Source organism: Mediterranea sp. ET5, assembly GCF_023337025.1.
In the GTDB taxonomy this organism is placed as follows: domain Bacteria; phylum Bacteroidota; class Bacteroidia; order Bacteroidales; family Bacteroidaceae; genus Phocaeicola_A.
Genome location: NZ_JAMBLN010000006.1, coordinates 1 through 25,985, shown reverse-complemented (window position 1 = coordinate 25,985; position 25,985 = coordinate 1). Strand labels below are relative to the sequence as shown.

Sequence of the window (25,985 nt, the reverse complement as noted above, 5' to 3'; positions counted from 1 at the left end):
GGACGACGGAGGGGAGGGTTACCCCTTGGCGAGCCGACGCGCCAGCTCCTTCACTTCCGCCCGGCTGACCTTGCCGCTGCCCGTCTGCGGAATGGAGGCGACGCGGTAGCAGTGCTTCGGGCACCAGTACGGAGGGAGCACGTCGCGGCAGCGTTGCAGGAGGTCCGGCTGTTCGGACGGCGCCGCGTAGAGCAGGGTGACGGCTTCCCCCAGTCGGACGTCAGGGACGGCAGTGACGGCAAAGGGGAAGGGCAGGATGGGGGCAAGCCGGGCTTCCGCCTGTTCGATTTGCACCTTCACGCCGCCCGTGTTGATGGTGTTGTCGGCACGGCCGAGGATGCGGAACTGTCCCCGCTCGTTCAGCTCGGCGATGTCGTTGGTCTCCAGCGTCTGCGGGTTGACGGCAGGAGCGTCGATGACCAGGGTGCCGCGTTCCGACAGGCGGATGCGGACGGAGTCGAACGGCGTGTACCACTGCGAGGCTTCCTCCCCGTTGAGGCGGCGCAGGGCGATGTGCGAGAGCGTCTCCGTCATGCCGTAGGTGCTCCACACGGCGTGGGGGAAGTCCCTCAGGGCACGTGCCAGGGAGTCGTCCACCGCGCCGCCACCGATGATGAGGTGCTTCACCCGGCGCAGCAGTTCCCGTTCGCGCGGCACCTGCAGGGAGTTGTAGACCTGCATGGGAATCATGGCGGCGAACACGGGGGCTTCGTCCACATCGGCGAGCGGATGCCCGGACGGCTGAACGGTCACGAGCCGGAGTCCCCACACGAGGGAGCGGACCACGACCATCTTCCCGGCAATGTATTGCAGGGGCATGCACAGCAGGGCGGTGTCGCCCCGTTGCAGTCCGAGGAACGAGCAGGTCAGCCGGGCGCTTGCCTCCATGCGGCACTTCTCGACCTGCATGTGCTTGGGCGTCCCCGTGGAGCCGGAAGTCTGCACGCCGACGGTCGGACGGCCGTCGTGCCACTCGTCGAGGAAGGCTTGCAGGGCGGCGTGGATGTCGGGACGGGCGGAAGGGGTCACCGGTTGAACCATAGCTTCTCTCCTTTCATCGTGAGCGGACTGTCGATGTTGTCCGTGAAGAGCAGCCCCGTGCCCAGTCCCTGCGGCATGGTGGGGTGCTGTGTGGCGCACCATTGGGCAATGGCGTTGAGCCCGACGTTCGACTCCAGTGCGGAGGTGACCCAGTAGCGGATGCCGCGTTCGGCAGCGAGGCGCATCCACTCTTCCGCTCCTGCCAGTCCGCCGTGGAGCGAGGGCTTGAGGATGAGGAACGCGGGGCGGATGCGGTCGAGCAGTTCCGCCTTGCGGCGAGGGTCGTTCACACCGATGAGCTCCTCATCGAGCGCAATGGGCAGGGGGGACGTGCGGCAGAGGCGTGCCATCTCGTCCCACTGTCCGGCGCGTATGGGTTGCTCGATGGAGTGCAGCGTGAAGGCGGCGAGACGCTCCAGCTTCTCCGGGGCGTCGGCAGGCGTGAAGGCTCCGTTGGCATCCACGCGCAGCTCGATTTCGTCGGGGGAGAAGTGGCGTCGGATGAAGTCGAGCAATGCCAGTTCGCGCTCGAAGTCGATGGCGCCTATCTTCAGCTTGATGCAGCGGAAGCCCGTCCGCATCTTCTCCTCGATGCGTGCATACATCTCGTCGAACGTGCCCATCCAGATGAGTCCGTTGGTGACGATGCCCTCCTCCCCGCGGGCAAAGGGGCTGTCCCACAGACGCCATTCCCCTCCGGCACGGAGGTTGCGCAGGGCGGTCTCCAGTCCGAAGCGGATGGAGGGATAGTCGCGCAGGAGGTCGTCGGGCAGCTGTCCGTCGGCTTCCGTCAGCCGGCAGGCGCGTCGCAGGGTCTCCTCATAGTCCGGGACGTCGTCGCAGCTCAGTCCCGGGAGCGGTGCACACTCGCCCCAGCCACAGTCCGCCTGTCCGTGCGGCGAGCGCAGCAGGCCGAGCAGTTCCGCCTCGCCGGGGCGTGCGTTCCCGTCCGGACGGGTGGCACGGACGTACCACACCTTCCGCGTGGTGAGCACACCGCGCGAGGTCCCTGCCGGCTGCTTGAAGTGGAGCCGGTAGGGAAGGATATCCAGTTGCAGGTCCGTCATCGCGTCAGGGGAGTTTGGGATACTTGCTCCAGTCCGGTTTGCGTTTCTCCAGGAAGGCTTTGCCACCCTCCTGTGCCTCGTCGGTCATGTAGTAGAGCATGGTGGCATCCCCGGCGAGCTCCTGTATGCCCGCCTGTCCGTCCAGTTCGGCATTGAGTCCCGCCTTTATCATGCGCAAGGCGAGCGGGCTGTGCTGCATCATGGTCTCCGCCCACTCCACGACCTCGTCTTCGAGCCGGTCGAAGGGTACGACCTTGTTGACCAGTCCCATGTCGAGTGCCTCCTGCGCGGAGTACTGGCGGCAGAGGAACCATATCTCCCTGGCCTTCTTCTGCCCGACGATGCGTGCCAGGTAGGACGAGCCGAACCCGGCGTCAAAGCTTCCCACGCGCGGTCCGGTCTGTCCGAAGATGGCGTTCTCGGAAGCGATGGTGAGGTCGCAGACGACGTGCAGGACGTGACCGCCCCCGATGGCGTAGCCGTTGACCATGGCGATGACGGGCTTCGGCAGCGAGCGTATCTGCTTCTGCACGTCGAGCACGTTCAGGCGGGGCACACCGTCAGGTCCCACGTAGCCTCCGTGTCCCTTGACGTGCATGTCGCCGCCGCTGCAGAAGGCCTTGTCGCCGGCGCCGGTGAGCACGACGACGTTGATGTCCCGGCACTCGCGGCAGTAGAGCAGCGCGTCGCTGATTTCCGACGTGGTGACGGGGGTGAAGGCGTTGCGGTAACGCGGACGGTTGATGGTGATTTTGGCAATGCCGTTGTAGAAGTCGAACAGGATGTCGTTATACTCCTTGATCGTAATCCATTCTCTTTTTTCCATGCTAGGTATGTTTTGATGTGTTCTTGTCAGGTTGTCAGTCGCGTCTCAGCGAATGATAGTATGCTTTCAGCTGGCGGATGTCCTCTTCCCTGTCGGTGAAGACCTCGAGCAGGCGGGGGCAGTCGCTCTCGGGAGCGGTGAAGTCTGCCCATGCCCGGTCCAGCTCGTGTGCGTTGCGGACGGGTTGGTAGGCGAAGCCGCGTTCCTCCGCCCATCCGCGTGCCGTGGTACGGTGCGAGGCGGTCACCAGGTTGTGCGCCTGAGTGGAGAGCGACAGTCCGGGGAGTGACTGGAAGATTTCGCCGCCGCCGTTGTTGAGCAGCAGGATGCGCACGTTGGGACGGATGTGGCGGTTCCACAGGGCGTTCATGTCGTAGAAGAAGCTGAGGTCCCCGATCAGGATGTAGTTGAGGTCTTCCGAGGCGGCTGCATAGCCGATGGCGGTGGAGAGCGACCCCTCGATGCCGTTCACGCCCCGGTTGCAGCGCACGGTGATCCGCTGTCCGACGGGGAACAGCTGGGCGTAGCGCACGGTGGAGCTGTTGGCAAGGTGGACGGTGACGTGTCCTTCGGTGTGCCGGGCGAGCCGTTCGAGCAGTCCGGTGACGGCGCCCATCTCGGAGTAGCCGAATGCCGGTAACGGGTGTGTCAGGCTGCGTCGCCTCCATTCCTCCACGTAGGCGGACCCGGTCACACCGGGCTGTGGCAGCAGGGGGACCAGCTGACGGAAGAAGTCGGCAGGTTCCATCTCAAACACCGCACTCAGCCGGCAGAAGACGTCGGGCGTATCCCCGTCGGGGGAGATGTGCCAGTGTATCACTTCCGGCAGTCGGCGAATCCACTGTTTCAACCGTTTTGAGACAATGTGCCCACCGTAGGTGATGACCAGTTGGGGCGCGAGCACCTCCCGTTCCTCCGCCGTGGCGGCATAGAGCAGGGCGTCGGCATGCGGGGTGGCAAAGGTCTTCAGCGAGCCGTTGCAGAGGTTTTCCGTCACGCCGACGAAGCCTTCGGCACAGGCTTCAGGCAGCACGAAGTCCGCTTCCGGGGCAGACTGCCCGCCGATGAGCATCCGTCGGGGGCAGGCAGCGAGGGTGGCTGCGAGGCGGTCGCGGAGGTTCGGGTCCTCCATGCCGGTGTAGCGGCGGATGACCCGTTCGGTCGGCAGTTCCGTGACGGAGAAGTCGAAGAAAGGTTCGGAGATGGGGATGTTGATGTGTACGGGCCCCTTCACGTGGTGGTCGAGTGCGAGCAGGGCCTCGTTGATGAGTCGGTTGCAGTGCCATGCCTCCTCCTGGCTCCGCACTTCGGGCAGGTTCACCGAACGGCGCACCAGTGACCCGAAGACATTGGGCTGGGGCAGTGTCTGTCCGTCCATCTGCCCGATCCAGGCAGCCGGACGGTCGGCAGAGAGCACGAGCAGCGGCACTTGCTGGTAGTAAGCCTCGGACACGGCAGGGTGCAGGTTGAGCAGTGCCGAGCCGGATGTACAGCATACGGCAGCCGGCTGTCCGTTTTCCAGGGCAAGTCCCAAGGCAAAGAATCCCGCACTGCGCTCGTCGGTCACGGCGTAGCAGTCGAAGTCGGTGCAGGAGGTGAAGGTCTGTGTCAGGGGGATGTTGCGGCTCCCCGGCGCAATGACGATGCGTCGGATGCCGTGTGCACGCAGGAGTGCTGCCAGTTGCAGCACGCTTTTCTTATCGCTATACATTATTATATGATTAGGTGACGAGGTTTGGGTTGACGTGTGGACGGGGAGGGCGTCCTTCCCTCCCGGTCAGTTGAAGACCGTCCGTCCGATGGTGGCGAGCTTGTGCTCGGTCTCTTCCCACTCGGAGTCCACGTCCGACGAGGCGAGGATGCCCCCTCCGGCATACAGGACGACCGTGTGCCCCTGTATCTCCATGCAGCGCAGGTTGACGTAGAGCTGCGTGTCGCCCTTCGGGTCCATCCAGCCCACGAAGCCGGCATAGTAACGTCGGTCGACGCCTTCCTGTCCGGCGATGAAGCGGTACGCCTCTTCCTTGGGCAGCCCGCAGACGGCAGGGGTGGGGTGCAGGTCGGCGAGCAGGTTCCCGATGGCACGCGGTTCCGGCAGGGGGAAGCGGAAGTCGGTCTTCAGGTGGACCAGCTCTCCCGCCCTGGCGGTATAGGGCCCTTCCTCCCGGGCTTCCAGGCCGTGGGCGGACAGGCACGTGCGGATGTACTCGCTCACGTACTCCTGTTCACGGCGGTTCTTCTCGTCCCAGTCGGTAGGCTCCACGCCGTCGGTCACAGGCATCGTGCCGGCGAGGGAGACGGTGTGCCCTTCACCCTTCTGCACGGACAGGAGTATCTCCGGGGTGCAACCCATCCACAGACCGCTGACCGGCGTGTAGCAGACGTAGTTCATCACCCGCGGATAGCGTTGGCAGGCGTCCATGAACGTCCGTCCGATGGAGAAGCCCTCCGGGAGCTCCCGCGTCTGCTGACGGGAGAGGACGAGCTTGCGCAACGTCCCGCCGTGCAGTGCGTCATGGAACTGACGGAACGCCCGTTCGTAGCGTGCCCGGCTGTCGGACGGGATGTCCGCCGGTCTGCCTCCGGGATGGGAAGGCAGCTCGTCGGTCCGGATACGCTGTATCTTCTCCGCACCGTGCACGACATGTTCGGGGCGGATGAGCAGCAACGGGCAGTCGTCGCCCGGATGGAAAGGGGCGAGGACAAACCCTTGCAGGTCGTTCAGGTCTTCGATGTGGGGAATGATGTAGGGTACGGCGTCCTCCTGCCACACCAGGTGCAGCTCCTCCTGCCAGGGCAGGCGGTAGAGGGCGAAACACACGCCGCGTCCGGTGAGTGTGTCGATCAGGGATGTGAGGAGCGGTTCGTCGGTGTTCATACGCGGACGTTTGCAATGAAATTGACGACCCGGATGCTGGATACCACCTTGCCGGTGGTTTCCGACGTGATTGCCACGTCCCAGATATGCGTGGAGCGGCCGATGTGCAGCGGGGTGGCGACCCCGACGACGCGTTCTCCCATACGGGCGACAGCGATGTGGTTGGCGCTGACCTGTATGCCGAAGGCAGCGGTGTGCGTTCCCAGGATTCCGTAGGAACCGTAGCCCGCCAGGGTCTCGGCGAGTGCGAGGGAGGCTCCCCCGTTGAGTATGCCGGGCGGACGGCTGGTGTTCCGGTCCACGGGCATGGTGGCGCGTACGGTGTTGTCGTCAGTGGGGCAAAGGGTGATGCCCATCATGCCTGCCATGGAGTTCTCCAGCTCCTCTTGCAGGTGCTTGATATCTTCTTGTGTAAACATAGGCTTGAGGTTTGATGCGCAAAGTTAGTCTTTTCCCCCGACAAGCGGATGGTTTTCCACCCCGAATCTGCGTACGCACCGCTGCGACTCACCACTCGATGAACTTCCCGCGTTTCCGGCGTTCCGCAAGGATGACAGCCAGACGCTGGCTCTTCGACTTGGCGATGTACTTGCGCAGGAAGATGTTCGGGATGGCCACACCCAGGGAGATGCACAGGATGATGAGTGCGGAGTTGATGCCGTTCGACATCGCATGGGTCACCTCGCCGATGACGCCGTGCATGTTGATGAGTCCCAGCAGACCGCGGTACATCAGCACACCCGGCACCATGGGGATGACAGACGGGATGGTCAGCACGTGGTTGGGTACGTGGAACCAGTGGACGGCCTTGAGCGCGATGAGGCTCACCACAAGCGCACCCGTGAACGAGCCGATGACCGGTCCGTAACCCAGCTCGAAGTTGACGAAGTTGCGCGTGCAGACAGCGATGATGCCTCCGATGGCAACCACCCAGAGCAGGCGGCGCTGCACGTTGAAGATGGTGGAGAAGCCCATGGCGGCTATCGCTGCCGCGATGGCATAGACGTAGTAGGGGTCATGGGGCGTCATGCTCAGCTCGCTGAACTTGTCGCTGATGGTGATGTCCTTCATGACCAGCAGACGCATGGCGAACACGATGCCGAAGGCCATGGCGCCCATCATCATGACGGTGTTGGCAGCGCGGGTGATGCCCACGAGCAGGTAGTTGTCAATCATGTCGTCCACGAAGTTGATGAGGGGGACGCCCGGCACGATGAACAGCGCACAGGCAAGCAGCGGATGGTAAGGGGTCGACGACAGTTCGGTGAACGAGGTGGCATAAGCCAGGCACGTGGAGACGAATGCCGCGATGCCGATGCTCATGTACACGTTCACGCCGAAGTCAATGCACCGCGCCCGGACGCGGAATCCGATGAAGGCGCACAGCGACGCAAAGAGGAACGCAATCCAGTCGCAGCCGAAGAGCTTGCAGAAGCCGCCGCAGGCAAATCCCGCGCAGATGGCGACCAGGTAAGGCTTGTAGTTCCGCGGCTTCCGGCGTATCTGTTCCAGCTCCTGCTCGTAACGGTCGAGCGTGTAGTCCTCTTCGATGGCACGCCACGAGAGCTTGCTGACCTCCGAGATGGCAGACATGTTGATGCCGTGCTTCTCGCACTTCTGGAACTTGGTGTACGAGTATTGGTCATCGCTCACATTCACCTGGAGCATGGTGTAGCTCACGTCAATGTGGAGCTTCTCTTCCGGGATGCCCAGATAGGCAGCCACGCGTTTCATGTTGCGTACGATGCGGTTGGTGTCGGCAGCGCTCTCTACGAGCAGTTGGCCGGTGCGCAGTAGGAGGTCGACTCGCCGCCCTATGGTAGCGCTCATACTCTCCCGAGAATCTTCGTTTGTCGTCATACCGATATTGCTTTATTACTATAAGGGGTTATAGGTTATCCTGTGACAATGTCTTTTACTAAAGGCGTGCAAAAGTAATAAAAAACGGGGTACCACGGGAGCCGGATTGTCCCTTTTTTGTCGCACGGAGGTTCCCCCGACGCCTTCCGTCCGCCCCTTTGGGTGAAGAAAGTGGACGCAGCATGGTGCTCGTCCGTGTTAAAAGCCTTACCTTTGTCCTGAAAAGCTTACACTATGATGAGAACTTCCTGCATAATCCTGACACTCCTGCTGGCGCTGGCTGCCTGCAGGGACAACAGCCGCACGTTCACCTTGAAGGGGACGCTCAAGGGCATCCCGGAGGGAAAGGCGCTGGTTATCCTCCCCGACACGGCGCACAGCCGCATCGACACCATTGTCATCAAGGACGGACAATTCACCTACGAGCTGCAGACCGACACGACGGCACAGCTCACCCTGGTCTTCCCCGGAGAACGCTTCTGCACGGTCTTCGCCGACCGCGGGACGGAGACGGAGCTGACCGCCGACACCGCCTGCTGGGACTCGCTCTCCCTGCGCGGAGGAGTGGAGAATGACGCCCTCCAGCACTTCACCGACTCCCTGCGTGCCTGTCCGCCGGACAGTATCCGGCACGCCGTGAAGGAGTACGTCCGCAAGCATCCCTTTTCGCCCGTAGGCGCCCATCTGCTTAATGTCTACTATGCGCAGACCGATACGCCCGACTATGCCGGCATCGAGGAGGTCATCAAGCTCATGAGCGGCAAGTTGCAGGACAACCCCATCGTACAGGACCTGCGGCTGCACCTGGATGACGTCATCCAGGCAGACACGGGCAAGTACATCGCAAGCTTCCGCATCAAGGACAAGTATGACAAGTTCATCAACGCCTATCAGTACGGAGGCGACTTCCTGGTCGTCACCTTCTGGGCAGGCTGGCAGCCGGGGGGACTGGAACTCCAGAAGGAAATCCTCGCCCTGAAGGAAGCCAAGGACAAGAAGAAGGAGAAGGTGACCTTCATCAACGTCTCGCTCGAGACCGACAAACGGCGCTGGAAGGACCTGCAGGAGAATGACTCCCTGCCCGACGTGCAGGCATGCGACTTCGAAGGGTGGGAAGGCGACATGGTGAAACGCTTCGGCGTGACCGACCTGCCGCAGATGATCCTGCTCACCCCGCAACGGCGCGTCGCCCTGCGCACGGCACGGCTCGACGAGGTGAAGGCGGAGCTCGACACCCTGCTCGTCCGTGAAAAAGAGCGGGAAAAGAAGAACAGGCAGCGCTGACCCTGCCGGTGCCCCGTCCGCTCCACGGACGGATGGCGCCCCTGCCTGTCCCTATGGTTGTGTGTATCCTTAAAAACGAAATATCATGTTAGTGAAACTCTTCGCGGCGGCTGTCCAGGGCATCGATGCCATCCCGGTGACCATCGAGGTGAACAGCTCCCGCGGCATCAGGTTCTTCCTGGTGGGCTTGCCTGACTCGGCGGTGAAGGAAAGCCACGAACGCATCATGTCCGCCCTCCAGGTCAACGGTTATCATTTTCCCGCCCATCAGATAGTCATCAACATGGCACCCGCCGACATCCGTAAGGAAGGGTCGGCATACGACCTCCCCATGGCGCTGGGTATCCTGGCGTCGGTAGGTCTCGTCCGGGAAGAACGCCTCCCGAACTTCCTGATTATGGGCGAGCTGAGTCTCGACGGCAGCCTGCAACCCATCAAGGGAGCCCTCCCCATCGCCATCAAGGCGCGTGAGCTGGGTTATGAGGGCATCATCGTGCCCCGGCAGAACGCCCGCGAGGCGGCAGTGGTCAACAAACTCAAGGTCTACGGCGTGGAGAACCTGCACGAGGTGGTGGACTTCTTCAACGGACGGCAGGACCTGGTACCCACCGAGGTCAATACGAGGGAGGAGTTCTACCGCGAGCAGACCGAGTTCGAACTGGACTTTGCCGACGTCAAGGGGCAGGAGAGCGTCAAGCGCGCCTTCGAGGTGGCGGCAGCCGGTGGGCACAATCTCATCATGATCGGTGCGCCGGGCAGCGGCAAGTCGATGATGGCAAAGCGGCTCCCGTCCATCCTTCCGCCACTGACCCTGGCGGAGAGCCTGGAGACGACGAAGATACACTCGGTGGCAGGCAAGCTCGGCAGCCGGACGGCACTCATCGCCCGCCGTCCCTTCCGCTCGCCCCACCACTCCATCTCGTCGGTCGCACTCATCGGCGGCGGACAGAACCCGCAACCCGGCGAGATAAGCCTGGCGCACAACGGGGTGCTCTTTGCCGACGAACTGCCGGAGTTCAGCCGGAGCGTGCTGGAGGTGCTGCGCCAGCCGCTGGAGGACCGTAAAATCACCATCTCGCGCGCCCGCTACAGCGTGGAGTTCCCGTGCAGCTTCATGTTTGTCGCCTCGATGAATCCCTGCCCGTGCGGCTACTACAACCATCCGACGCGTCAGTGCGTCTGCTCTCCGGGACAGGTGGCACGCTACCTCAACCGCATCTCCGGTCCGCTGCTCGACCGCATCGACATCCAGGTGGAGATTGTCCCGGTGGCGTTCGAACAGATGAGCGACTCCCGGCGCGGGGAGCGCAGCGCCGACATCCGCCAGCGGGTGATACGCGCCCGGCAGATACAGGAGGAACGGTACCGCGAATACCCCGGCATCCACTGCAACGCACAGATGACGTCGGCGTTGCTCGCGGAGTATGCCCAGCCCGACGCGAAGAGCCTCTCCCTGCTCAAGCAGGCGATGGAACGGCTCAATCTCTCGGCACGTGCCTACGACCGCATCCTGAAGGTGGCACGCACCATTGCCGACCTGGAGGGGGCGTCCGTCATCGGGGTCCCGCACATCGCCGAGGCCATCAGCTACCGCAGCCTCGACCGTGGCACTTGGGGAACAGGGCTCTGATGCACTGAACGAACACACTTTAAAAACAAATACTATGAAACTGACCCTGAAACTGATTCTTTGTTGCGCGGGGTTGCTGTCGGCAGCCTCGGCATTCGCCCAAGGGCGGACGTATGAACCTGTCGCCGTGGAAGCACCCTTTCCCATGGACTCGATGCCCCGCGTCGCTTTCCTGCATGGCTTTTATTGAGAACGGTGTGATCTATGGCATCCTGCAGGGCGCAGGCAAGTAGTCCGTGCCGGGGAACTTCTCCTGTGACACGATGGGGCGGCCGGTGGGTCGCCCCTCTTTTCGCGACAGGGTTGATTTGTCGTTTTGTTCTTATTTTGCTGATTTTCCTTTCCTTTTTTCCTGATTCGGCATTTTCATCTGACGCGTACTTTCGCGTTTTTCTCCCTTCCAGCGCGGAGTTGGATACATATTTTAAGATACGGACGTCCGGACGAGGCTCTATTTTTCTTCCGTTAACATAAAAACGAGAGCGCGGCATCCTTCTCACCGCGCTGTTACCCCCTTTTCACGTTCGTACGGACGCGTCCGCACCACCGTACCGGCGTGTCCGCACGGTCGTAGTCGTTCGTCCGTACGAAAATAAGGGTCTGTTTTGTCTGTTTTCTTTACCTGTTTTCATTTTCAGACGGAAGTGGGCTTCTGTCTCCTGTCTGTCGTTCTGACGTTCGTACCGATGTAGTCATAACGTTTTGACGGGAAATTCATGTATGGATGGAAAGAAATGAAAGCAACGGAGGGAGAAGGACGACAAAGTGTATTTTGCGAATCGCCCGAGAGTGCCCTCGGAATCCACCGCCTCGTCCACGGGGGCGAAAGCGGGGCAAATAGAGGGGTTTCGTTTGACAGAATGTAAGTCGGGCGGATGATTGACACTTTGTCAGCGTCGGTCATTCCAGCTCGATGCTTGCCACGTCGATGGGGCAGTCGAGGAAGATGGATGCGGACTCGCGGAACTTCTCCACGGACTCGGTGGTGAAGAAGCGGCAGGTGCCCCGGCGGGTGCAACGGGCGTCCATCTCGGGATGGCGGTGCAGGTAGTCACGGAGGCTTTCAGCCACGTAGTCGCCTTGTGGGATGACGGCGATGTGGGACGGGGTGAAGGCGCGTATCTTGCGGTAGAGCAGGGGATAGTGGGTGCAGCCCAGGATGATGGCGTCGATGTCCGGGTCCTTGGCGAGCAGCCGGTCGATGTGCTGGCGGACGAAGTAGTCGGCGCCGGGCTTGTCGAACTCGTTGTTTTCTACCAGGGGGACCCAGAGGGGGCATGCCTCTCCCGTGACGGTGATGTCGGGGTGCAGCTTCCGGATTTCGAGCACGTAGGACTCTGACTTGATGGTGCCCGCCGTGGCGAGCACGCCGACGTGGCGCGTCCGTGTGAGCGCACCGATGCGTTCGGCAGTGGGGCGGATGACGCCGAGCACGCGCCGCGAGGGGTCGATGTGGGGAAGGTCGTTCTGCTGGATGCTGCGGAGTGCCTTGGCGGAGGCGGTGTTGCAGGCGAGGATGACGAGGTGGCAACCCATCTCGAAGAGGCGGTTGACCGCCTGGAGCGTGAACTCGTAGACAATCTCGAAGGAGCGTGTCCCGTAAGGAGTGCGGGCGTTGTCGCCTAAATAAACATAGTCGTATGCGGGCAGGTGCTCCCGGATACGACTTAGGATGGTCAACCCGCCATAGCCGGAGTCGAACACTCCGATGGCTCCCGGGCGGGTTGGTAGGGCGGTATTCATCATGTGTGTCTGCGGTGCGTGGTTAGTTGGCTGTCTGCGCAGGGGCAGAGGTGGTGTTCGTGGCAGGGAGGATACCGAGTTCCGTTTCGACGTCGGCGGTAATGTCGATGCCCACAGCCGGGTTGATGAAGAGATAGTTACGTTCTTCGGTGTTGAGCACGTAGTCGAGGTTGTACTTCAGTGCCACGCGTGCGATGGCGTCATTGAGCTCGATGGTGAGGGGTGCGAGCATCTTGTCGCGTGCGGTCTTGAGGGTGGCGCGTATCTCGTTCTTGAAGGCGATGCTCTTCTCCATGAGCTCTTGCAGCTCCTTGTGCCGTTTCACCATGATGTTCTGGGGGAAGTCTTTCTGTTCCTGGAGGAACTCGGCGTACTTGCGGTTGAACTCGTCCTCCGAGCGCTGTATCTCTGCGTCGTATTTGCCTTCGAGACCGGCGAGCTGTGCGGTCGCTTCAGCGTACTGGGGGTGTGCCTTGAGGACTTCGGAGTAGTTCAGATAGCCGAATCGGGCTTGTGTCTGCGCCCATACTCCCAGGGGGAGCAGGCACAGCGCTATCCATATCAAGCGTCTTACCATAATAGAATTGCTGTTTAAGTTTTTAATCACACGTTTGTTTATCACTCTTGCAAAGGTACGTGTATCGGATGAATAATCAAAGGATGAGGGGGCAGATTCTCAGTCCGGGCGGGGGATGGGGCAGGCTGTGGCGGTCAGGGGCAAAAGAAAAGGCACGGAGCAATGGGGTTGCTTCCGTGCCTTGGATATGGTTGTTCGCGTGTCTGCGGCTTATTTGAGTCCGAGCTTGGCTTTCACTTGTGCGCTGACGTCGGTGCTCAGCGTCTCGTTGATGAAGGGGATTCCGGCTGTCTGGTCGAAGATGTAGATGAAGCCTCCGGCCTTTCCGACTTCCTGAATGGCTGTTTCAATCTTCTTGCTGATTTCAGCCATCTTCTCCTGGGTAGCCTTTTGCATGTTCTGGTTACTTTCCTGTGCATACTGCTGGAGGCGTGCGTAGAGGTCCTGGAGCTCGCTTTCTCTTCTTTGACGGATGTTCTGCGGGAGTGAGTCACGCTGTTTGTCGTACTCGGAACTCTTCTTGGCGAGTTCGTCCTGCATGATTTTCATTTCGCCTTCATATTGTTTCTGGAGCTCTTGCAGTTCAGTTTGTGCCTTGGTGTATTCCGGCATTGCCTGCATGATGGGCAGGGGGTTGATGTGACCAAATTTCTGTGCAAGTGCACTCATAGGGATGACAATGATTGCCAATAGGATGATTCTTTTCAACATAGCTTTGTTTATTAGAATAATGAGTTAGTATTGATAGTTCTGTTTAACGGCGCAAAGTTAGGCATTTAATTGGAATAACCTAGTATAGAGAGCACTTCATCGCTAATGTCAATGGCCGGTGAGGCAAAAATGATGGCATGGTCCGAGGCGCGGTCCAGGACGAGGGAGAGTCCTCGCCGGAGCGAGATGGTTTTGACGGTCTCGTAGATGCTGTCATTGATGGGTTGCAGCAGTTGCTGCTGTTTCTGTGCCAGGGTTCCCTGAGGACCGAAGTATTGCTGGCGCAGTTCGGCTGCCTGCTTTTCTTTGGCGACGATGGCGTTCTCGCGTTGTGTGCGCTGGGCGGCGGTCAGCTTGTCGGCTTCCTGTTGGTAAGCCTCGTAGAGCTTCTTTGCTTCCTGGCTGATGGCCTCCACTTCGTTCTGGTATTTTTTCGAATCGGCATCCATCTGAGCCATAGCCTGTTCGTATGCCGGGATGTGTTGCAGGATGTATTCCATATCAATCAAGGCAAACTTCTGTGCCTGTGCGCTGAGTGCCAGGAGGCATCCCGCGATGAGTAAGAAAACAGACTTTTTCATGTGGTTTGAGTATTAAGTGGTTGTTGGGACGGGGCAGGCAGCCGGGCGTCGCTGGTGGCGGCTGTCGGTCTGCCTGCTTCCGTTTGTCTTAGAATTCTTGTCCGATGATGAAGTGGAACTGGCTTCCGCCGTAGTTGCTCCGTCCGAAGACTTTGTCGAAACCGTATCCCCAGTCGATACCCATCAGACCGATCATCGGGAGGAAGATACGTACGCCGACACCTGCGGAACGTTTCATGTTGAAGGGGTTGAACTTCTTCACGTCGGTCCAGGCATTACCGCCTTCAGCGAAGGCAAGGGCGTAAATCTGGGTAGAGGCTTCGAGCATCACGGGGTAGCGGAGTTCGAGGGTCATGCGCGAGTAGGCATATCCTTCGTAGCCGTAGGGGGTCAACGAACCGTTCTCGTAACCGCGGAGTCCGATGGTCTCGGTAGCGTAAGTGCTGGAGTAGCCGGTCATACCGTCACCACCCATGTAGAAGGTCTCGAAGGGTGACTTCTTGTATTTGTCATAGTGACCGAGCAATCCGAACTCGACACGTGTCATGAGTACGGGGCACTTGTTGGCGCTGCTCAGTGCGGTGAAGGTACGTGCCTTGAACTTCCACTTGTGGTATTCCACCCACTTGTACTTCTTCTGCATGTCGTCCTGGTAGTTCTCCGAACTGGGGGAGGTGGCAAGCTTGGAGTAGTCGGTCTTGTCAAACCAGGAGTAGGGCGGGGTGAAGTTCACCGAGAACGAGAATTCCGAACCGGTACGGGGGAAGATCGGGTTGTCGATGGAGCTTCGCGAGAGTGTCAGTCCGAGGCTGATATTGTTGCACTTACCGTTGGAGATGAGGAAGTACTTCCAGTCCTTCAGCACATAACGCTGATAAGCGAGCTCGGCGGTGAGCACGAAGTAGTCGTCGGGCCACTTCAGACGTTTACCCCATCCGAGCGATACACCGTAGAGCTGTACCGATTCGTCCGGGTCGTAGTATGCGTCGTAGCCATAGTAGGCGGAGTTGTAGCTTCCGTAGCCATACATATAGCTCATGTAGTTGTTGTAGTAGTCGGTGTAGTAGCTGTCGTTCACGTCCGTCTGCCGCGAATAGAATGCCGTGACAGAGAACTGGTTCGGTCGTTTGCCTCCAAACCAGGGGTCGAAGAACGAGAGGCTGTATGACTGGTAGTAGCTACCGTTGGTCTGTCCGCTGATGGTGAGGGTCTGACCGTCGCCTTGCGGGAGGAAGCCCCGTTTGTTTTCATTCTTCGAGAAGAGGTTTGCCATGGAGAAGTTGGTGAACTTCAGACTCAGCTTACCGATGACTCCGGTCTGTCCCCATCCGGCAGAGAACTCAATCTGGTCGTTTGCCTTTGATTCGAGGACGTAGTTGATGTCGACCGTTCCGTTCTCGACATCCGGTTCCACTCTCGGGTCGATGGTCTCGGGGTTGAAGTGTCCCATCTGTGCCAGTTCTCGGTAGGAACGTTCGAGGTTGGACTTGCTGAAGAGGTCTCCGGGTCGTGTACGCAGTTCCCGTCGTACCACGTCTTCATAGAGTCGGTCGTTTCCGGTGATGCGTACGCGATTGATGGAAGCCTGAGGTCCCTCCACGATGCGCATTTCCAGGTCGATGGAGTCGTTGTCGACGTTCACTTCCACGGGGTCGAGGTTGAAGAAGACGTAACCGTTGTTGTAGTAGAGGTTGCCGATGGCGTCTTCATCGTCCTGCGTACGTTCCTTGAGCATCTTCTGGTTGTAGACGTCGCCTCGCTTCATGCCGAGTATGGAACTGAGCACATCGGTCGGGTAGACGGTGTTGCCCACCCAGTTGATGTTACGCAGGTAGTACTTTTGTCCTTCATCGATTTTGATGTGGATGTCGACGGTGCGGTCGTCAAAGTTGCTCACGCTGTCCCACACGATGGTAGCGTCGCGGTAACCCAGCTCGTTGTACTTGCTGATGATGTTCTCCTTGTCGGCTTCGTAGTTGTCTTCGATGAACTTCTTGGTCTTGAATAGGTTGATGAGCTTGCCCTTTTCGTTGGTCTTCTTCATCGTCCGCTTGATCTTCTTCTCGGACAGGGCGACGTTGCCTTCAATGGTTATCTGATGTACCTTGACTTTCTCTTTCTTGTCGATGTTGATGTCGACGATCACCTGGTTGGTCTTGTTGGGGTCGTCGCGTTGGTTGATGATGATTTCTGCATTCTTGAATCCCTTGTCGTCGAAGTAACGTTTAGCCAGCAGCTTGGCGCGGTCGATGATGTTGGGAGTCACCTGTCCGCCTTTCATCATGCCGAGGCTGGCTTCCAGGTCTTCGCGTTCCGACTTCTTCACGCCGTGGTAGGTGATGTCGGAGATACGCGGACGTTGCACCAGGGCAATGTTGAGGTATATCTTGTTGCCGATGATGCTGTCTGCCTCAATCTTGGCTTGTGAGAACAAACCGTGGTTCCAGTAGCGTTTCACCGCCTGGGTCACTTCATCGCCCGGCACCGTGATGGTCTGTCCGACTGACAGTCCCGACAGTCCTATCAGGACATAATCTTCGTAGCCTTCGCCGCCAGTCACACGGATGCCCCCGATTTCATATTGCTTGGGTGTACCCGAGTAGAGGATCAAGGGCTTCTTGACCTTGTCTTGGTTTGCTTCTTGTGCGTAGAGCTGTCCCGGCACCATGGTGAGTCCGGCAAGGAACAACGCACTGAATGTTGTCTTAAACACGGAATTATGAATTGAGAATCTGTTCATCATTGCTGGTTATCATTATTCATTGACCACTTGTTCGCTTGTCTTGCCGAAGCGCCGCTCTCGCTGTTGGTAGTCGTAGAGCGCTTTGTAGAACTCTTCTTCGTTGAAGTCCGGCCAATAGGTATCACAAAAGTACAGTTCGGAGTAGGCACATTGCCACAGGAGGTAGTTGCTGAGACGCAGTTCGCCTCCGGTGCGGATGAGCAAGTCCGGGTCGGGCATGAAGTGGGTGGTCAGATGGTGTGCTATCAAGTCTTCGTCTATGTCATCGACGTCCAGCTTTCCCGCCTTCACCTCAGTGGCAATCAGCCGTGTGGCGCGTGTCAGTTCCCATTTCGAAGAGTAGCTCAGGGCGATGACCATCGTCATGCGGGTGTTGCCTGCGGTATGCTCGATGCATTGTTCCAGCCGCGTACGTACAGCTTCAGGCAGCCGCTCCATGTCGCCGATGACACGGAAGGCGATGTTGTTCTTCATGAATATCTCTTCTTCGATGGAGTCGAGCAGGAGGGTCATCAGGGCAGCCACTTCCTCAGCGGGGCGGTTCCAGTTCTCGGTGGAGAAGGTGTAGAGAGTGAGGTATTTCACTCCGGCTTCCGCAGCAACCTGTGTGATGTTGCGGACCGTCTCCACACCTGCCTGGTGTCCATAGCTCCGGTGTTGGTTGCGTTGCTTGGCCCATCGTCCGTTCCCATCCATGATGATGGCGACGTGGACCGGGATTCTGCTTTTGTCGATTTGTTCTTTATATGACATAGTATCTTCGTTTCTGTCGGTTTGAAGCCTACACCTTATTTAATTAAAAGCCCAGGCGGTTGATTCTGCCGCGCCACACTTCCGTCTGTCCGTTGGTCTGTGCCGACTGGCTCCAGAAGACCCAGATGAAGTTGTGTTCGTCCACCACGTAGGAGAAGGATGCCGTACGGTTGAGGAATTCTTTCGGCAGCATCACCTTCTCTGTCTGCGGATGCCAGCTGATGCCACCGTCCATGGATTCATAGAGATACTGGAAGGGGACAAGGCGTACCGGAGGAGTCTGTGTGCTGGGGATATCATAGCTTCCACCGAAGGCATAGAGCTTGCCGTCATAGGCAAATGCTGCGAGGTTCTTCAGCTTCGGACAGCCATAGGTATTGTTGGTGGCTTGTGGATAGTGGGACCATGCCGGTTCGTTGGACAGCTTGGCCCATACGGTGGCAGTGGTGTCGTTGGCAAGGGAGGCGTCGCGTGTACCGACTACGACCAGACGTTCCAGCGATGTGTTGCTGTCCGGTGTGGTGGCTGCGTATGACAGGTTCTGTGTCGGGAAGTAGGTGTTGGCAGTGCCGGTCGCGCTGACTTGTGTCCCGTCAGCCGAGACGGATACCAGTTCATTGCCGGACAAAGCATAGAGCTCGCCCAGCTTGGGAGAGGCGGCAAACAGCTTGTCGAAGGTCCGCTCGGTGTTGGCAGCCGTCCAGGTCACGCCGTCATCGGAGAGGTAGAGCTTGTTGTCTGCCAGGATGTAGAGCTGTCCGTCCAAAGTCGTTACCGACGTGTAGTCGGCAGTTCCCGGCAGTGAAACGGTCTGCCATCCGCTCCAGGAAGTGCCGTTGGCGGATGAGGTGACCTGCAGGCTCTCTCCGCGTTGGGCGAAGATGTACAGCTTGCCCGGGGTACAGACAGCCTTATGGACTGCATTTTCCGGGATGGACAGGCTGGTGTCCGTCAGTCGGGTCCATTGCAGCGAGTCCGGGTCTTGCTGGTGTACGCGGACTTCTATCTGATATTGGCGGATGCTGCCGTTGAGGGCATAGGCCTTGAAGGTCAGCGGACGCGTGAAGTCGATGGAGTCGGTGTCCGTCCACAGGGTATCTTTGTCATTCTTCAGGTAAGTCACGTAGTAGCCGTAGTACGAGAGGCTGGTGGTCAGCTTGTCCACCTTGGTGCCCACAGGCAGTGAGTCGCTGTTGAATATCCGTCCGTTCTGCTGGTCAATGGAAAACTTATAGGAGGAGGCAGGTACTGTGTAATAGATGGTAGAGTCCTTTTTGCCGTCCTTGGTCTTGATGGTGTCTGTCATGGTGATGTCCCCGACGGAGAACGCCGTGATGGCTGCATCCGGAGTCAGTTCGTACTCCGTGGTGTTGCTGTCCAGACAGGAAGTGAAAGCGAAGGTTATCGCCAATAGCCCTATAAGTAGATATAAAGAGTTCTTTCTCATTGAAATGATAATTGATTACAAGCTGCAAAAATAGAAACAATTTCCACTACTATACTAACAAGGTGAGTAGTTTTATACAAAATTATAGATAAAACTTCCTAATTTGTCTACACCTCAGCACATTTCATCGACGGACCATTCGGCACGGCGGAAGTAGTGCAAATAGTCCGATTGAAAGCGCTTTATGCCACGGAAACAGGCGGATGTGCCCATCTCGGGAGCCGGTACACCCTGTCCCAGGATACGAGGGGTACGTTCGATGAAAACCTCGTCCCATAAACCGGCATCAATGAAGCTTTGCAACAATTCGCGTCCGCCCTCCACCAGCAGCGACTGGATGTTGCGTTGGTACAGGAAGTCCATCATCTGTGGGAGGATGTCGCGGCTGAAATCGAGTGTCACAGACTCTGTCCCCGGATGCAGGCGGGTGGTTTGTCCGGTGAACACCACCGTCGGTGTACTGCCGTCGAACAGCCGCAAATCATCCGGAAGGCTGCCTTCACGGTCGATGACGAGCCGCAGCGGATTTTCACCGTGCCAATGTCGGACCGTCAGACTGGGATTGTCAAGCAGAGCCGTGCGCCGTCCCACCAGGATGGCTTTGCAGCAGGCACGTTGCCGGTGGACCAGCATCTGGGTTTCGGGAGAAGAGAGCACAACCGGACTGCCCTCCGTGCGTTCAAGGTCGATGAAGCCGTCTGCCGACTGTGCCCATTTCAGGACTATGTAGGGACGCCGTTCGCTGTGGAACGTGATGAAGCGGCGTATCAGGTTGCGGCATTCACGCTCCAGGACGCCCACACGGACCTCGACTCCCGCATCGCGCAGCTTCCGGATGCCGCGTCCCGACACTTGGGAAAAGGGGTCCACACAACCCACGACAACACGGGGAATGCCTTTTTCGATAAGCATGTTGGCGCAGGGAGGCGTCTTGCCATAGTGTGAGCAAGGCTCCAGGCTGACATAGATGGTGGAGCGTTTCAACAGTTCCGTTTGGGTCACGGAACGCACGGCATTCACTTCGGCGTGTGCCTGTCCGCACCGGCGGTGATAACCCTCTCCGATAATCTTCCCGTCGCACACGATGACGGCGCCTACTATCGGATTGGGGGCTGCCCCCATGACTCCGTTGCGTGCCAGCTGTATGCAGCGGCGCATGTACTTTTCGTCTTCGTCCATAATGTGATGTTGTTTGACTTGCGCGGACTCAGGCGGCAAATCGACGAGCTGACAAGACCTGTCCCGGAAAGAAACGATGTCCCCGGGACTACCTGTCGGCTGAATCCTCGTCAGTGGAATAAAACCACGCCGCCGTGTGATGCTTTTCGCGCTAAACTTTCTACTTTTGCAGACAGTATGAAGCAAGCAATCTCTTACCTCAAGCAACAGTTGTCGGGCATATATCCGCCCGGAGAAATACAAGCTGTCGCCTACCTGATGCTGGAAAAGCTGTTCCGTGTGACCAGGCTGGACGTCTGCATGGGCAAAGATAGGACTTTATCGGCAGACGAACGTCTCGCGTGGGTAAAGATTACGGAACGTTTACAGAAGGAGGAACCCATACAATATATTTTAGGGGAAGCCGACTTCTGCGGACGGACGTTCCGCGTCACTCCCGCTACGCTGATTCCCCGTCCGGAAACTGCCGAGCTGGTGTATTGGATAGGTGCCGACGCTGAAAAGAGGCAGGTGCGTTCCATCCTGGATGTGGGGACAGGCAGCGGCTGCATCCTCCTGACCCTGGCAGCCATCCTTCCCGGAGTGAAGGCAGAGGGCTGGGACATCTCCGAAGAGGCACTGTGTGTCGCACGGGAGAACAGCCGGAAGCTGGGGGTGGAGGCGACCTTCCGTCAGCAGGACATACTGGCACCGTCGCTCCCTGACAGGCAGGTGGATGTCCTGGTGAGCAATCCACCTTACGTCACCGAGTCTGAGAAGGCGGAGATGGAACGCAATGTGCTGCTATGGGAGCCTTCCACCGCACTGTTTGTTCCCGATGACGACCCGCTGCGTTTCTACCGTGCCGTGGCAGGTTATGCCCGTCGGGCATTGAATCCCGGTGGAGCACTCTATTTTGAAATCAACCGTGCATACGGTCCGGAGACGGTCCGCCTGTTGCAGGAAGCGGGCTTCCCGTCCGTCGAACTGCGGAAGGACCTCTCGGGCAACGACCGTATGGTAAAAGCTAGCCTATGAAAGAACTGACTGAAGAAGAAGCACTCTATAAAGCCGCGGCATATTGCTCGTCGGCAGAACATTGTCGCTCGGAGGTGATTGCCAGGCTGACGGCATGGGGTGTGGACGACGGGGCGCAGCAACGCATCCTGGAACGTCTCGTGAAGGAACGCTACATCGACGAGGCGCGCTATGCCCGTTTCTACATCCACGACAAGTCCCGGTTTGACAAGTGGGGACGCAACAAGATCGCGCAGGGGCTGAAGCTGAAGAAGGTCCCGTCGGCAGTCTATGCCGGACTCCTCGACGAGCTCGACGAAGAAGAGTACCTCGACGGACTTCGCACGCTACTTGCTGCCAAACGCAAGCACGTGAAGGCACGTACCGATTATGAACGCAACGGCAAGCTCATCCGCTTCGCCCTCGGACGGGGGTATGAGATGGATGCCATTCGCCGTTGCCTGCCGGAGGCTGACGATGATGAATTTATGGATTGAAACCCTGCTCGACTGGATTTATCCCCGTCAGTGCCTGATGTGCGGACGTCTCCTGACCGTCGAGGAGAGGCACATCTGCCTGCCCTGCCTGATGGACCTTCCCCGCACGACCTTTCACCTGCATCCCGAAAACCTCATGGAGGAACGTTTCCGGGGTATCTTTCCCCTGGAACGTACCGCTGCCCTGTTCCTTTACGAGAAGGGGGCTGCGGTGTGCAACATCATCTACAGTCTGAAGTACCATGACCAGCCGGACATCGGGGTGTTCTTCGGACGGCTGCTGGCATGGGATATCCTTGATTCAGGCTTCTTTGAAGGCATCGACTGCATCATCCCCGTTCCGCTGGCACCCGGACGCTTGCGGGAACGAGGCTACAATCAGGCAGCCATGATTGCCCGCGGTGTGTCGTCGAAGACCGGAATACCGGTGTTGGAGACCCGCCTGGTGCGTACGCGTGAAAACCCGACACAGACCCGGCAGAGTGTCCGCGGACGTTTTGAAAATGCTGAACGTTTGTTCGAGGTGAGACATCCCGAGGAACTGGCAGGGAAGCACGTCCTGCTGGTGGACGATGTCGTCACCACCGGAGCCACCATCCGTGCCTGTGCAGATGCCCTGATGGCGTGTCCTGGCATACGTTTCAGCGTTCTTTCGCTGGGGTGCACCTACTAGCCGTGCCGGGCATCCGTCCGGTACAGAACCTCTGCCTGCTCTCCATTTTGACTTTTTTGAACATCTTGCCAATTCGTATCGACGCTTAATTTTTGTAAAAACAAAGCGGCAAATGGTTGTCCTTCAAACATCATCTGCTATATTTGCGCGTTATATCACCAAAAACTATACACATATAAATCGATTATGGAGACATTGGAAAGACTTTTCGCCGAGAAATTATTGAAGGTTAAGGCCATCAAGCTGCAGCCGGCCAATCCGTTCACCTGGGCTTCGGGTTGGAAATCGCCTATCTATTGTGACAATCGCAAAACGTTGTCTTATCCCTCGTTACGTAATTTCGTGAAGATTGAAATCTCACGTCTTATTTTGGAAAAGTTTGGCCAAGTGGATGCCATTGCCGGTGTGGCTACCGGAGCCATTCCCCAAGGCGCATTGGTTGCCGACGAATTGAACCTGCCGTTTGTGTACGTCCGTTCGAAACCGAAGGACCACGGACTGGAAAACCTCATTGAGGGTGAGCTTCGTCCGGGAATGAAAGTCGTTGTAATCGAAGACCTGGTGTCTACCGGTGGCAGCAGCCTGAAAGCAGTGGAAGCACTGCGTCAGAACGGCTGTGAAGTGATTGGCATGGTGGCTTCGTTCACCTATGGTTTCCAGGTTGCTGTGGAGGCATTCAAGGCTGCCAATGTGAAGCTGTTGACGCTGACCAACTATGAGGCAGTATTGAAAGTGGCGCTGGACACTGAATACATTGCCGAAGAGGACATCGAGGTGTTGCAGGCGTGGCGGAAAGATCCGGCTAACTGGAACGTAAAGTAAACGCAGATTGAATGATAGTGTGAAGAGAACAATCCGGGGCATGACTCTGTGCCCTCCGGGTCGTTCTCTTTTGTTTTATGGTGGACAAGTCGGATTGTCCACTCATCCCCTTTTTTATTCCTAGATCTTTAAAACAGACAAATATGACTCAATTTGAAAGTGGAATCAAGATGATTCCTTACAGCCAGGAGCAGGTGTATGCCAAGCTCTCCGACCTGAACCATCTGGAAGCTGTCAAAGACCGCATTCCTGCCGACAAGATAGAAGACCTCCGGTTTGATGCCGACTCGGTGAGCTTCAATGTGTCCCCCGTAGGACGTCTGTCGCTCCGCATTGTCGACCGTGAACCGTTGAAGACCATCAAGTTTGAGGCGGAAAATTCGCCCATCCCCTTCAACCTGTGGATTCAGCTGCTGCCTGTCACTGAGACCGAATGCAAGATGAAGCTCACCATCAAGGCAGAAATCAACATGTTCCTCAAGGGAATGGTGTCCAAACCCATGCAGGACGGACTGGAGAAGCTTGCCGAGATGCTGGCTGTCATCCCGTACAACGGCTGACGACGCCTTGCCGACTGTCAAGTTGAGCTTGTGCGAAACTTATAACCCTTTACTTTTTCACGAACATGAAACTCTGGGAGAAAAATTTCGAAATGAACAAGGAGATCGAACGCTTCACCGTGGGGCGCGATCGGGAGCTGGACCTTTATCTGGCAAAGTATGACGTCATCGGTTCGATGGCACACATCACCATGCTCGAAAGCATCGGTCTGCTGACTGCCGAAGAGCTGGACCTGCTGCTGCATGAGCTGCGGCGCATCTATGAACTGGCGGAACGCGGCGAGTTTGTCATAGAGGAAGGTATCGAGGACGTACATTCGCAGGTGGAACTGATGCTGACACGTCGGTTGGGCGATGTAGGCAAGAAGATTCACAGCGGACGTTCGCGGAACGACCAGGTGCTGCTCGACCTGAAGCTGTTCACACGTGACCGTCTGAAGGAAATCGCCCGGCTGACCGAACGCCTTTTCCACACGTTGCAGAAGCAGAGCGAGACCTACAAGGAGGTGCTCATGCCCGGCTACACCCATCTGCAGATAGCCATGCCCTCGTCGTTCGGTCTCTGGTTCGGTGCGTACGCCGAGAGCCTGGTGGACGACATGCTTTTCCTGCATGCAGCCTTCCGAATGTGCAACCGTAATCCGTTGGGTTCCGCTGCGGGCTACGGCTCTTCCTTCCCCCTCAACCGTACGCTGACCACTCGCCTGTTGGGCTTCGAAAGCCTGAACTACAATGTGGTCTATGCGCAGATGGGACGTGGCAAGATGGAGCGTAACGTGGCGTTTGCCCTGGCAACGATTGCCGGAACGCTCTCCAAGCTCGCCTATGATGCCTGCCTGTTCAACAGCCAGAATTTCGGCTTTGTGAAGCTCCCCAACGAGTGTACGACCGGGTCGAGCATCATGCCGCACAAGAAGAACCCCGACGTGTTTGAGCTGACGCGTGCCAAATGCAATAAAATCCAGGCACTTCCCCAGCAAATCATGATGATAGCCAACAACCTCCCTTCCGGTTACTTCCGCGACTTGCAAATCATCAAGGAAGTGTTCCTCCCCGCCTTCGACGAGCTGAAGGACTGTCTGCTGATGGTGGACTACATCGTGGAGCGCATGGAGGTGAACCGCCACATCCTCGACGACGACCGTTATGCCCCCATCTTCAGTGTAGAGAAAGTCAACCGGTTGGCAGCCTCGGGCGTGCCGTTCCGCGACGCCTACAAGCAGGTAGGACTCGAAATCGAGGCCGGCAAGTTCACGACGGACAAGCAGGTACATCATACCCATGAAGGCAGCATCGGCAACCTCTGTACCGAGGAGATTGCCCTGCAGATGCAGGCTGTCGTCGACCAGTTCCATTTCGAACAAATCGAACAAGCCGAAGAAGCCTTGTTGCGTACCGGCGAATGAGCCGGACCTGCATGACTGCTGTCTTGACAAAGTGTCAAAACGTCAAACGAATCGCTCCAGAATGCCCGTTTTCAGCCCCAAGGATGAGTTGAAACGCAAAGAAGGCATTCTGGAGCGATTTGCTAAATACACATTGTTGTCGTTTCGTTCTTTTTCCCTTCTTCCTGGCGGATAATTGTCCTTTTCCTCATTCATCCTGTTTTCAACCGACCGTTTTTACCCCTCAAAACAATAGTTCCCGATTGAGTGCCTTCCCGTACAAACTGGAGGTGAATGAAGTAAAACAAATCTTTCAATTTTATAAAATAAGCGTTTCGTACGTCAAACAAATGTGTTTCGCCGATGAAACAATATTGTTTGAGACACCAAACACAAGTGTTTGACACGTGAAACAATATTGTTTGACGAGTGAAACAATATTGTTTGGCTGCATAAGTATGCGCTTTGGGGACTTAAACGGAATAATCATGCAAGCCAAATCGCATGAATATTCTTAAAATACCCTACTTTGGTCGATTTTTCAAAAAGACGCGTTAGCTGGAAACGGTGAAAGTACTGATTCTGTCAAGCAGAAGTCTTGTTTTTGTGTCATTCTGTATATTATTGATGCTTTGTTAGCCTATTTTGATTTAAGATGTTCCAACTTGTTATTTCATATTGAATATATATATATTATCAATGGATGGATGATAGTTATTGAGTTAAGCATTA

General features: G+C 57.6%; 24 protein-coding genes. 9 read left to right on the top strand and 15 right to left on the bottom strand.

Features of this window, described 5'->3' with window-relative positions; translation table 11 throughout:
- Positions 1 to 18: 18 nt before the first annotated feature.
- The 7 genes from M3087_RS05215 to M3087_RS05185 all read right to left on the bottom strand — a co-directional run bounded on the left by M3087_RS05215 (position 19) and on the right by M3087_RS05185 (position 7,672).
- A complete protein-coding gene (locus M3087_RS05215) occupies positions 19 to 1,041 on the bottom strand; it encodes an AMP-binding protein (protein ID WP_249094190.1) in 1,023 nt (340 codons plus the stop codon).
- Positions 1,026 to 2,108 (bottom strand): o-succinylbenzoate synthase, encoded by a 1,083-nt coding sequence (locus M3087_RS05210; protein ID WP_249094188.1) that lies wholly within the window; start codon positions 2,106 to 2,108, stop codon positions 1,026 to 1,028. Before M3087_RS05210 ends, M3087_RS05215 begins: the two co-directional genes overlap by 16 nt.
- A 4-nt stretch (positions 2,109 to 2,112) precedes the next feature.
- Complete coding sequence (gene menB / locus M3087_RS05205) at positions 2,113 to 2,934, bottom strand: 1,4-dihydroxy-2-naphthoyl-CoA synthase (protein ID WP_022385484.1); 822 nt, start codon at positions 2,932 to 2,934, stop codon at positions 2,113 to 2,115.
- A 34-nt stretch (positions 2,935 to 2,968) separates the two neighbouring features.
- Positions 2,969 to 4,645 (bottom strand): 2-succinyl-5-enolpyruvyl-6-hydroxy-3-cyclohexene-1-carboxylic-acid synthase, encoded by a 1,677-nt coding sequence (gene menD, locus M3087_RS05200; protein ID WP_249094186.1) that lies wholly within the window; start codon positions 4,643 to 4,645, stop codon positions 2,969 to 2,971.
- A gap of 66 nt (positions 4,646 to 4,711) precedes the next feature.
- Positions 4,712 to 5,812: an isochorismate synthase gene (locus M3087_RS05195; RefSeq protein ID WP_022385482.1), complete on the bottom strand. Its 1,101-nt coding sequence runs from the start codon at positions 5,810 to 5,812 to the stop codon at positions 4,712 to 4,714.
- Positions 5,809 to 6,231 carry a PaaI family thioesterase gene (locus M3087_RS05190; RefSeq protein WP_249094184.1) on the bottom strand — a complete coding sequence of 141 codons (423 nt, stop codon included), beginning with the start codon at positions 6,229 to 6,231 and terminating at the stop codon, positions 5,809 to 5,811. The genes M3087_RS05195 and M3087_RS05190 overlap by 4 nt, the downstream gene beginning before the upstream one ends.
- An 88-nt stretch (positions 6,232 to 6,319) precedes the next feature.
- Positions 6,320 to 7,672 carry a threonine/serine exporter ThrE family protein gene (locus M3087_RS05185; RefSeq protein WP_249094182.1) on the bottom strand — a complete coding sequence of 451 codons (1,353 nt, stop codon included), beginning with the start codon at positions 7,670 to 7,672 and terminating at the stop codon, positions 6,320 to 6,322.
- 234 nt (positions 7,673 to 7,906) lie between these two features.
- Between M3087_RS05185 and M3087_RS05180 the strand changes: the two genes are divergently transcribed.
- The 3 genes from M3087_RS05180 (at position 7,907) to M3087_RS05170 (ending at position 10,776) form a co-directional block, all read left to right on the top strand.
- The gene (locus M3087_RS05180; protein ID WP_249094180.1) at positions 7,907 to 8,956 is read left to right on the top strand and encodes a DUF4369 domain-containing protein; all 1,050 of its coding nucleotides are present in this window, start codon (positions 7,907 to 7,909) and stop codon (positions 8,954 to 8,956) included.
- Between the two features lie 85 nt (positions 8,957 to 9,041).
- Positions 9,042 to 10,586: a YifB family Mg chelatase-like AAA ATPase gene (locus tag M3087_RS05175; RefSeq protein ID WP_022385478.1), complete on the top strand. Its 1,545-nt coding sequence runs from the start codon at positions 9,042 to 9,044 to the stop codon at positions 10,584 to 10,586.
- A gap of 34 nt (positions 10,587 to 10,620) precedes the next feature.
- On the top strand, positions 10,621 to 10,776 hold the full coding sequence (locus tag M3087_RS05170; protein ID WP_249094178.1) for a hypothetical protein: 156 nt from the start codon (positions 10,621 to 10,623) through the stop codon (positions 10,774 to 10,776).
- Between the two features lie 710 nt (positions 10,777 to 11,486).
- On the opposite strand, the gene murI is transcribed toward M3087_RS05170, so the two are convergent.
- The 8 genes from murI to ribD form a co-directional block, all read right to left on the bottom strand.
- On the bottom strand, positions 11,487 to 12,329 hold the full coding sequence (gene murI / locus M3087_RS05165; RefSeq protein WP_249094312.1) for a glutamate racemase: 843 nt from the start codon (positions 12,327 to 12,329) through the stop codon (positions 11,487 to 11,489).
- 22 nt (positions 12,330 to 12,351) lie between these two features.
- Positions 12,352 to 12,906 carry an OmpH family outer membrane protein gene (locus M3087_RS05160; RefSeq protein ID WP_249094176.1) on the bottom strand — a complete coding sequence of 185 codons (555 nt, stop codon included), beginning with the start codon at positions 12,904 to 12,906 and terminating at the stop codon, positions 12,352 to 12,354.
- A gap of 210 nt (positions 12,907 to 13,116) precedes the next feature.
- The gene (locus M3087_RS05155; protein WP_022385474.1) at positions 13,117 to 13,617 is read right to left on the bottom strand and encodes an OmpH family outer membrane protein; all 501 of its coding nucleotides are present in this window, start codon (positions 13,615 to 13,617) and stop codon (positions 13,117 to 13,119) included.
- Positions 13,618 to 13,682: 65 nt separating this feature from the next.
- Positions 13,683 to 14,198, bottom strand: a complete 516-nt coding sequence (locus M3087_RS05150; RefSeq protein WP_022385473.1) for an OmpH family outer membrane protein — start codon at positions 14,196 to 14,198, stop codon at positions 13,683 to 13,685.
- Positions 14,199 to 14,286: 88 nt separating this feature from the next.
- Complete coding sequence (locus tag M3087_RS05145) at positions 14,287 to 16,866, bottom strand: outer membrane protein assembly factor (RefSeq protein WP_249094308.1); 2,580 nt, start codon at positions 16,864 to 16,866, stop codon at positions 14,287 to 14,289.
- A gap of 87 nt (positions 16,867 to 16,953) precedes the next feature.
- The gene (locus M3087_RS05140) at positions 16,954 to 17,733 is read right to left on the bottom strand and encodes an isoprenyl transferase (protein WP_255413999.1); all 780 of its coding nucleotides are present in this window, start codon (positions 17,731 to 17,733) and stop codon (positions 16,954 to 16,956) included.
- A gap of 4 nt (positions 17,734 to 17,737) precedes the next feature.
- The gene (locus tag M3087_RS05135) at positions 17,738 to 19,141 is read right to left on the bottom strand and encodes a DUF6242 domain-containing protein (protein WP_249094174.1); all 1,404 of its coding nucleotides are present in this window, start codon (positions 19,139 to 19,141) and stop codon (positions 17,738 to 17,740) included.
- Between the two features lie 114 nt (positions 19,142 to 19,255).
- Positions 19,256 to 20,320: a bifunctional diaminohydroxyphosphoribosylaminopyrimidine deaminase/5-amino-6-(5-phosphoribosylamino)uracil reductase RibD gene (ribD, locus tag M3087_RS05130; protein WP_249094173.1), complete on the bottom strand. Its 1,065-nt coding sequence runs from the start codon at positions 20,318 to 20,320 to the stop codon at positions 19,256 to 19,258.
- A gap of 177 nt (positions 20,321 to 20,497) precedes the next feature.
- Between ribD and prmC the strand changes: the two genes are divergently transcribed.
- The 6 genes from prmC to argH all read left to right on the top strand — a co-directional run bounded on the left by prmC (position 20,498) and on the right by argH (position 25,274).
- Positions 20,498 to 21,337 (top strand): peptide chain release factor N(5)-glutamine methyltransferase, encoded by an 840-nt coding sequence (gene prmC / locus M3087_RS05125; RefSeq protein WP_249094170.1) that lies wholly within the window; start codon positions 20,498 to 20,500, stop codon positions 21,335 to 21,337.
- Positions 21,334 to 21,813 carry a regulatory protein RecX gene (locus M3087_RS05120; protein ID WP_249094168.1) on the top strand — a complete coding sequence of 160 codons (480 nt, stop codon included), beginning with the start codon at positions 21,334 to 21,336 and terminating at the stop codon, positions 21,811 to 21,813. The genes prmC and M3087_RS05120 overlap by 4 nt, the downstream gene beginning before the upstream one ends.
- Positions 21,797 to 22,486 (top strand): ComF family protein, encoded by a 690-nt coding sequence (locus M3087_RS05115; protein ID WP_249094166.1) that lies wholly within the window; start codon positions 21,797 to 21,799, stop codon positions 22,484 to 22,486. The genes M3087_RS05120 and M3087_RS05115 overlap by 17 nt, the downstream gene beginning before the upstream one ends.
- Before the next feature lie 186 nt (positions 22,487 to 22,672).
- A complete protein-coding gene (pyrE, locus tag M3087_RS05110; RefSeq protein ID WP_249094164.1) occupies positions 22,673 to 23,308 on the top strand; it encodes an orotate phosphoribosyltransferase in 636 nt (211 codons plus the stop codon).
- A 143-nt stretch (positions 23,309 to 23,451) separates the two neighbouring features.
- Positions 23,452 to 23,868: an SRPBCC family protein gene (locus M3087_RS05105; protein ID WP_022385464.1), complete on the top strand. Its 417-nt coding sequence runs from the start codon at positions 23,452 to 23,454 to the stop codon at positions 23,866 to 23,868.
- Between the two features lie 65 nt (positions 23,869 to 23,933).
- Positions 23,934 to 25,274 (top strand): argininosuccinate lyase, encoded by a 1,341-nt coding sequence (gene argH, locus M3087_RS05100; protein ID WP_106484293.1) that lies wholly within the window; start codon positions 23,934 to 23,936, stop codon positions 25,272 to 25,274.
- Positions 25,275 to 25,985: the final 711 nt, after the last annotated feature.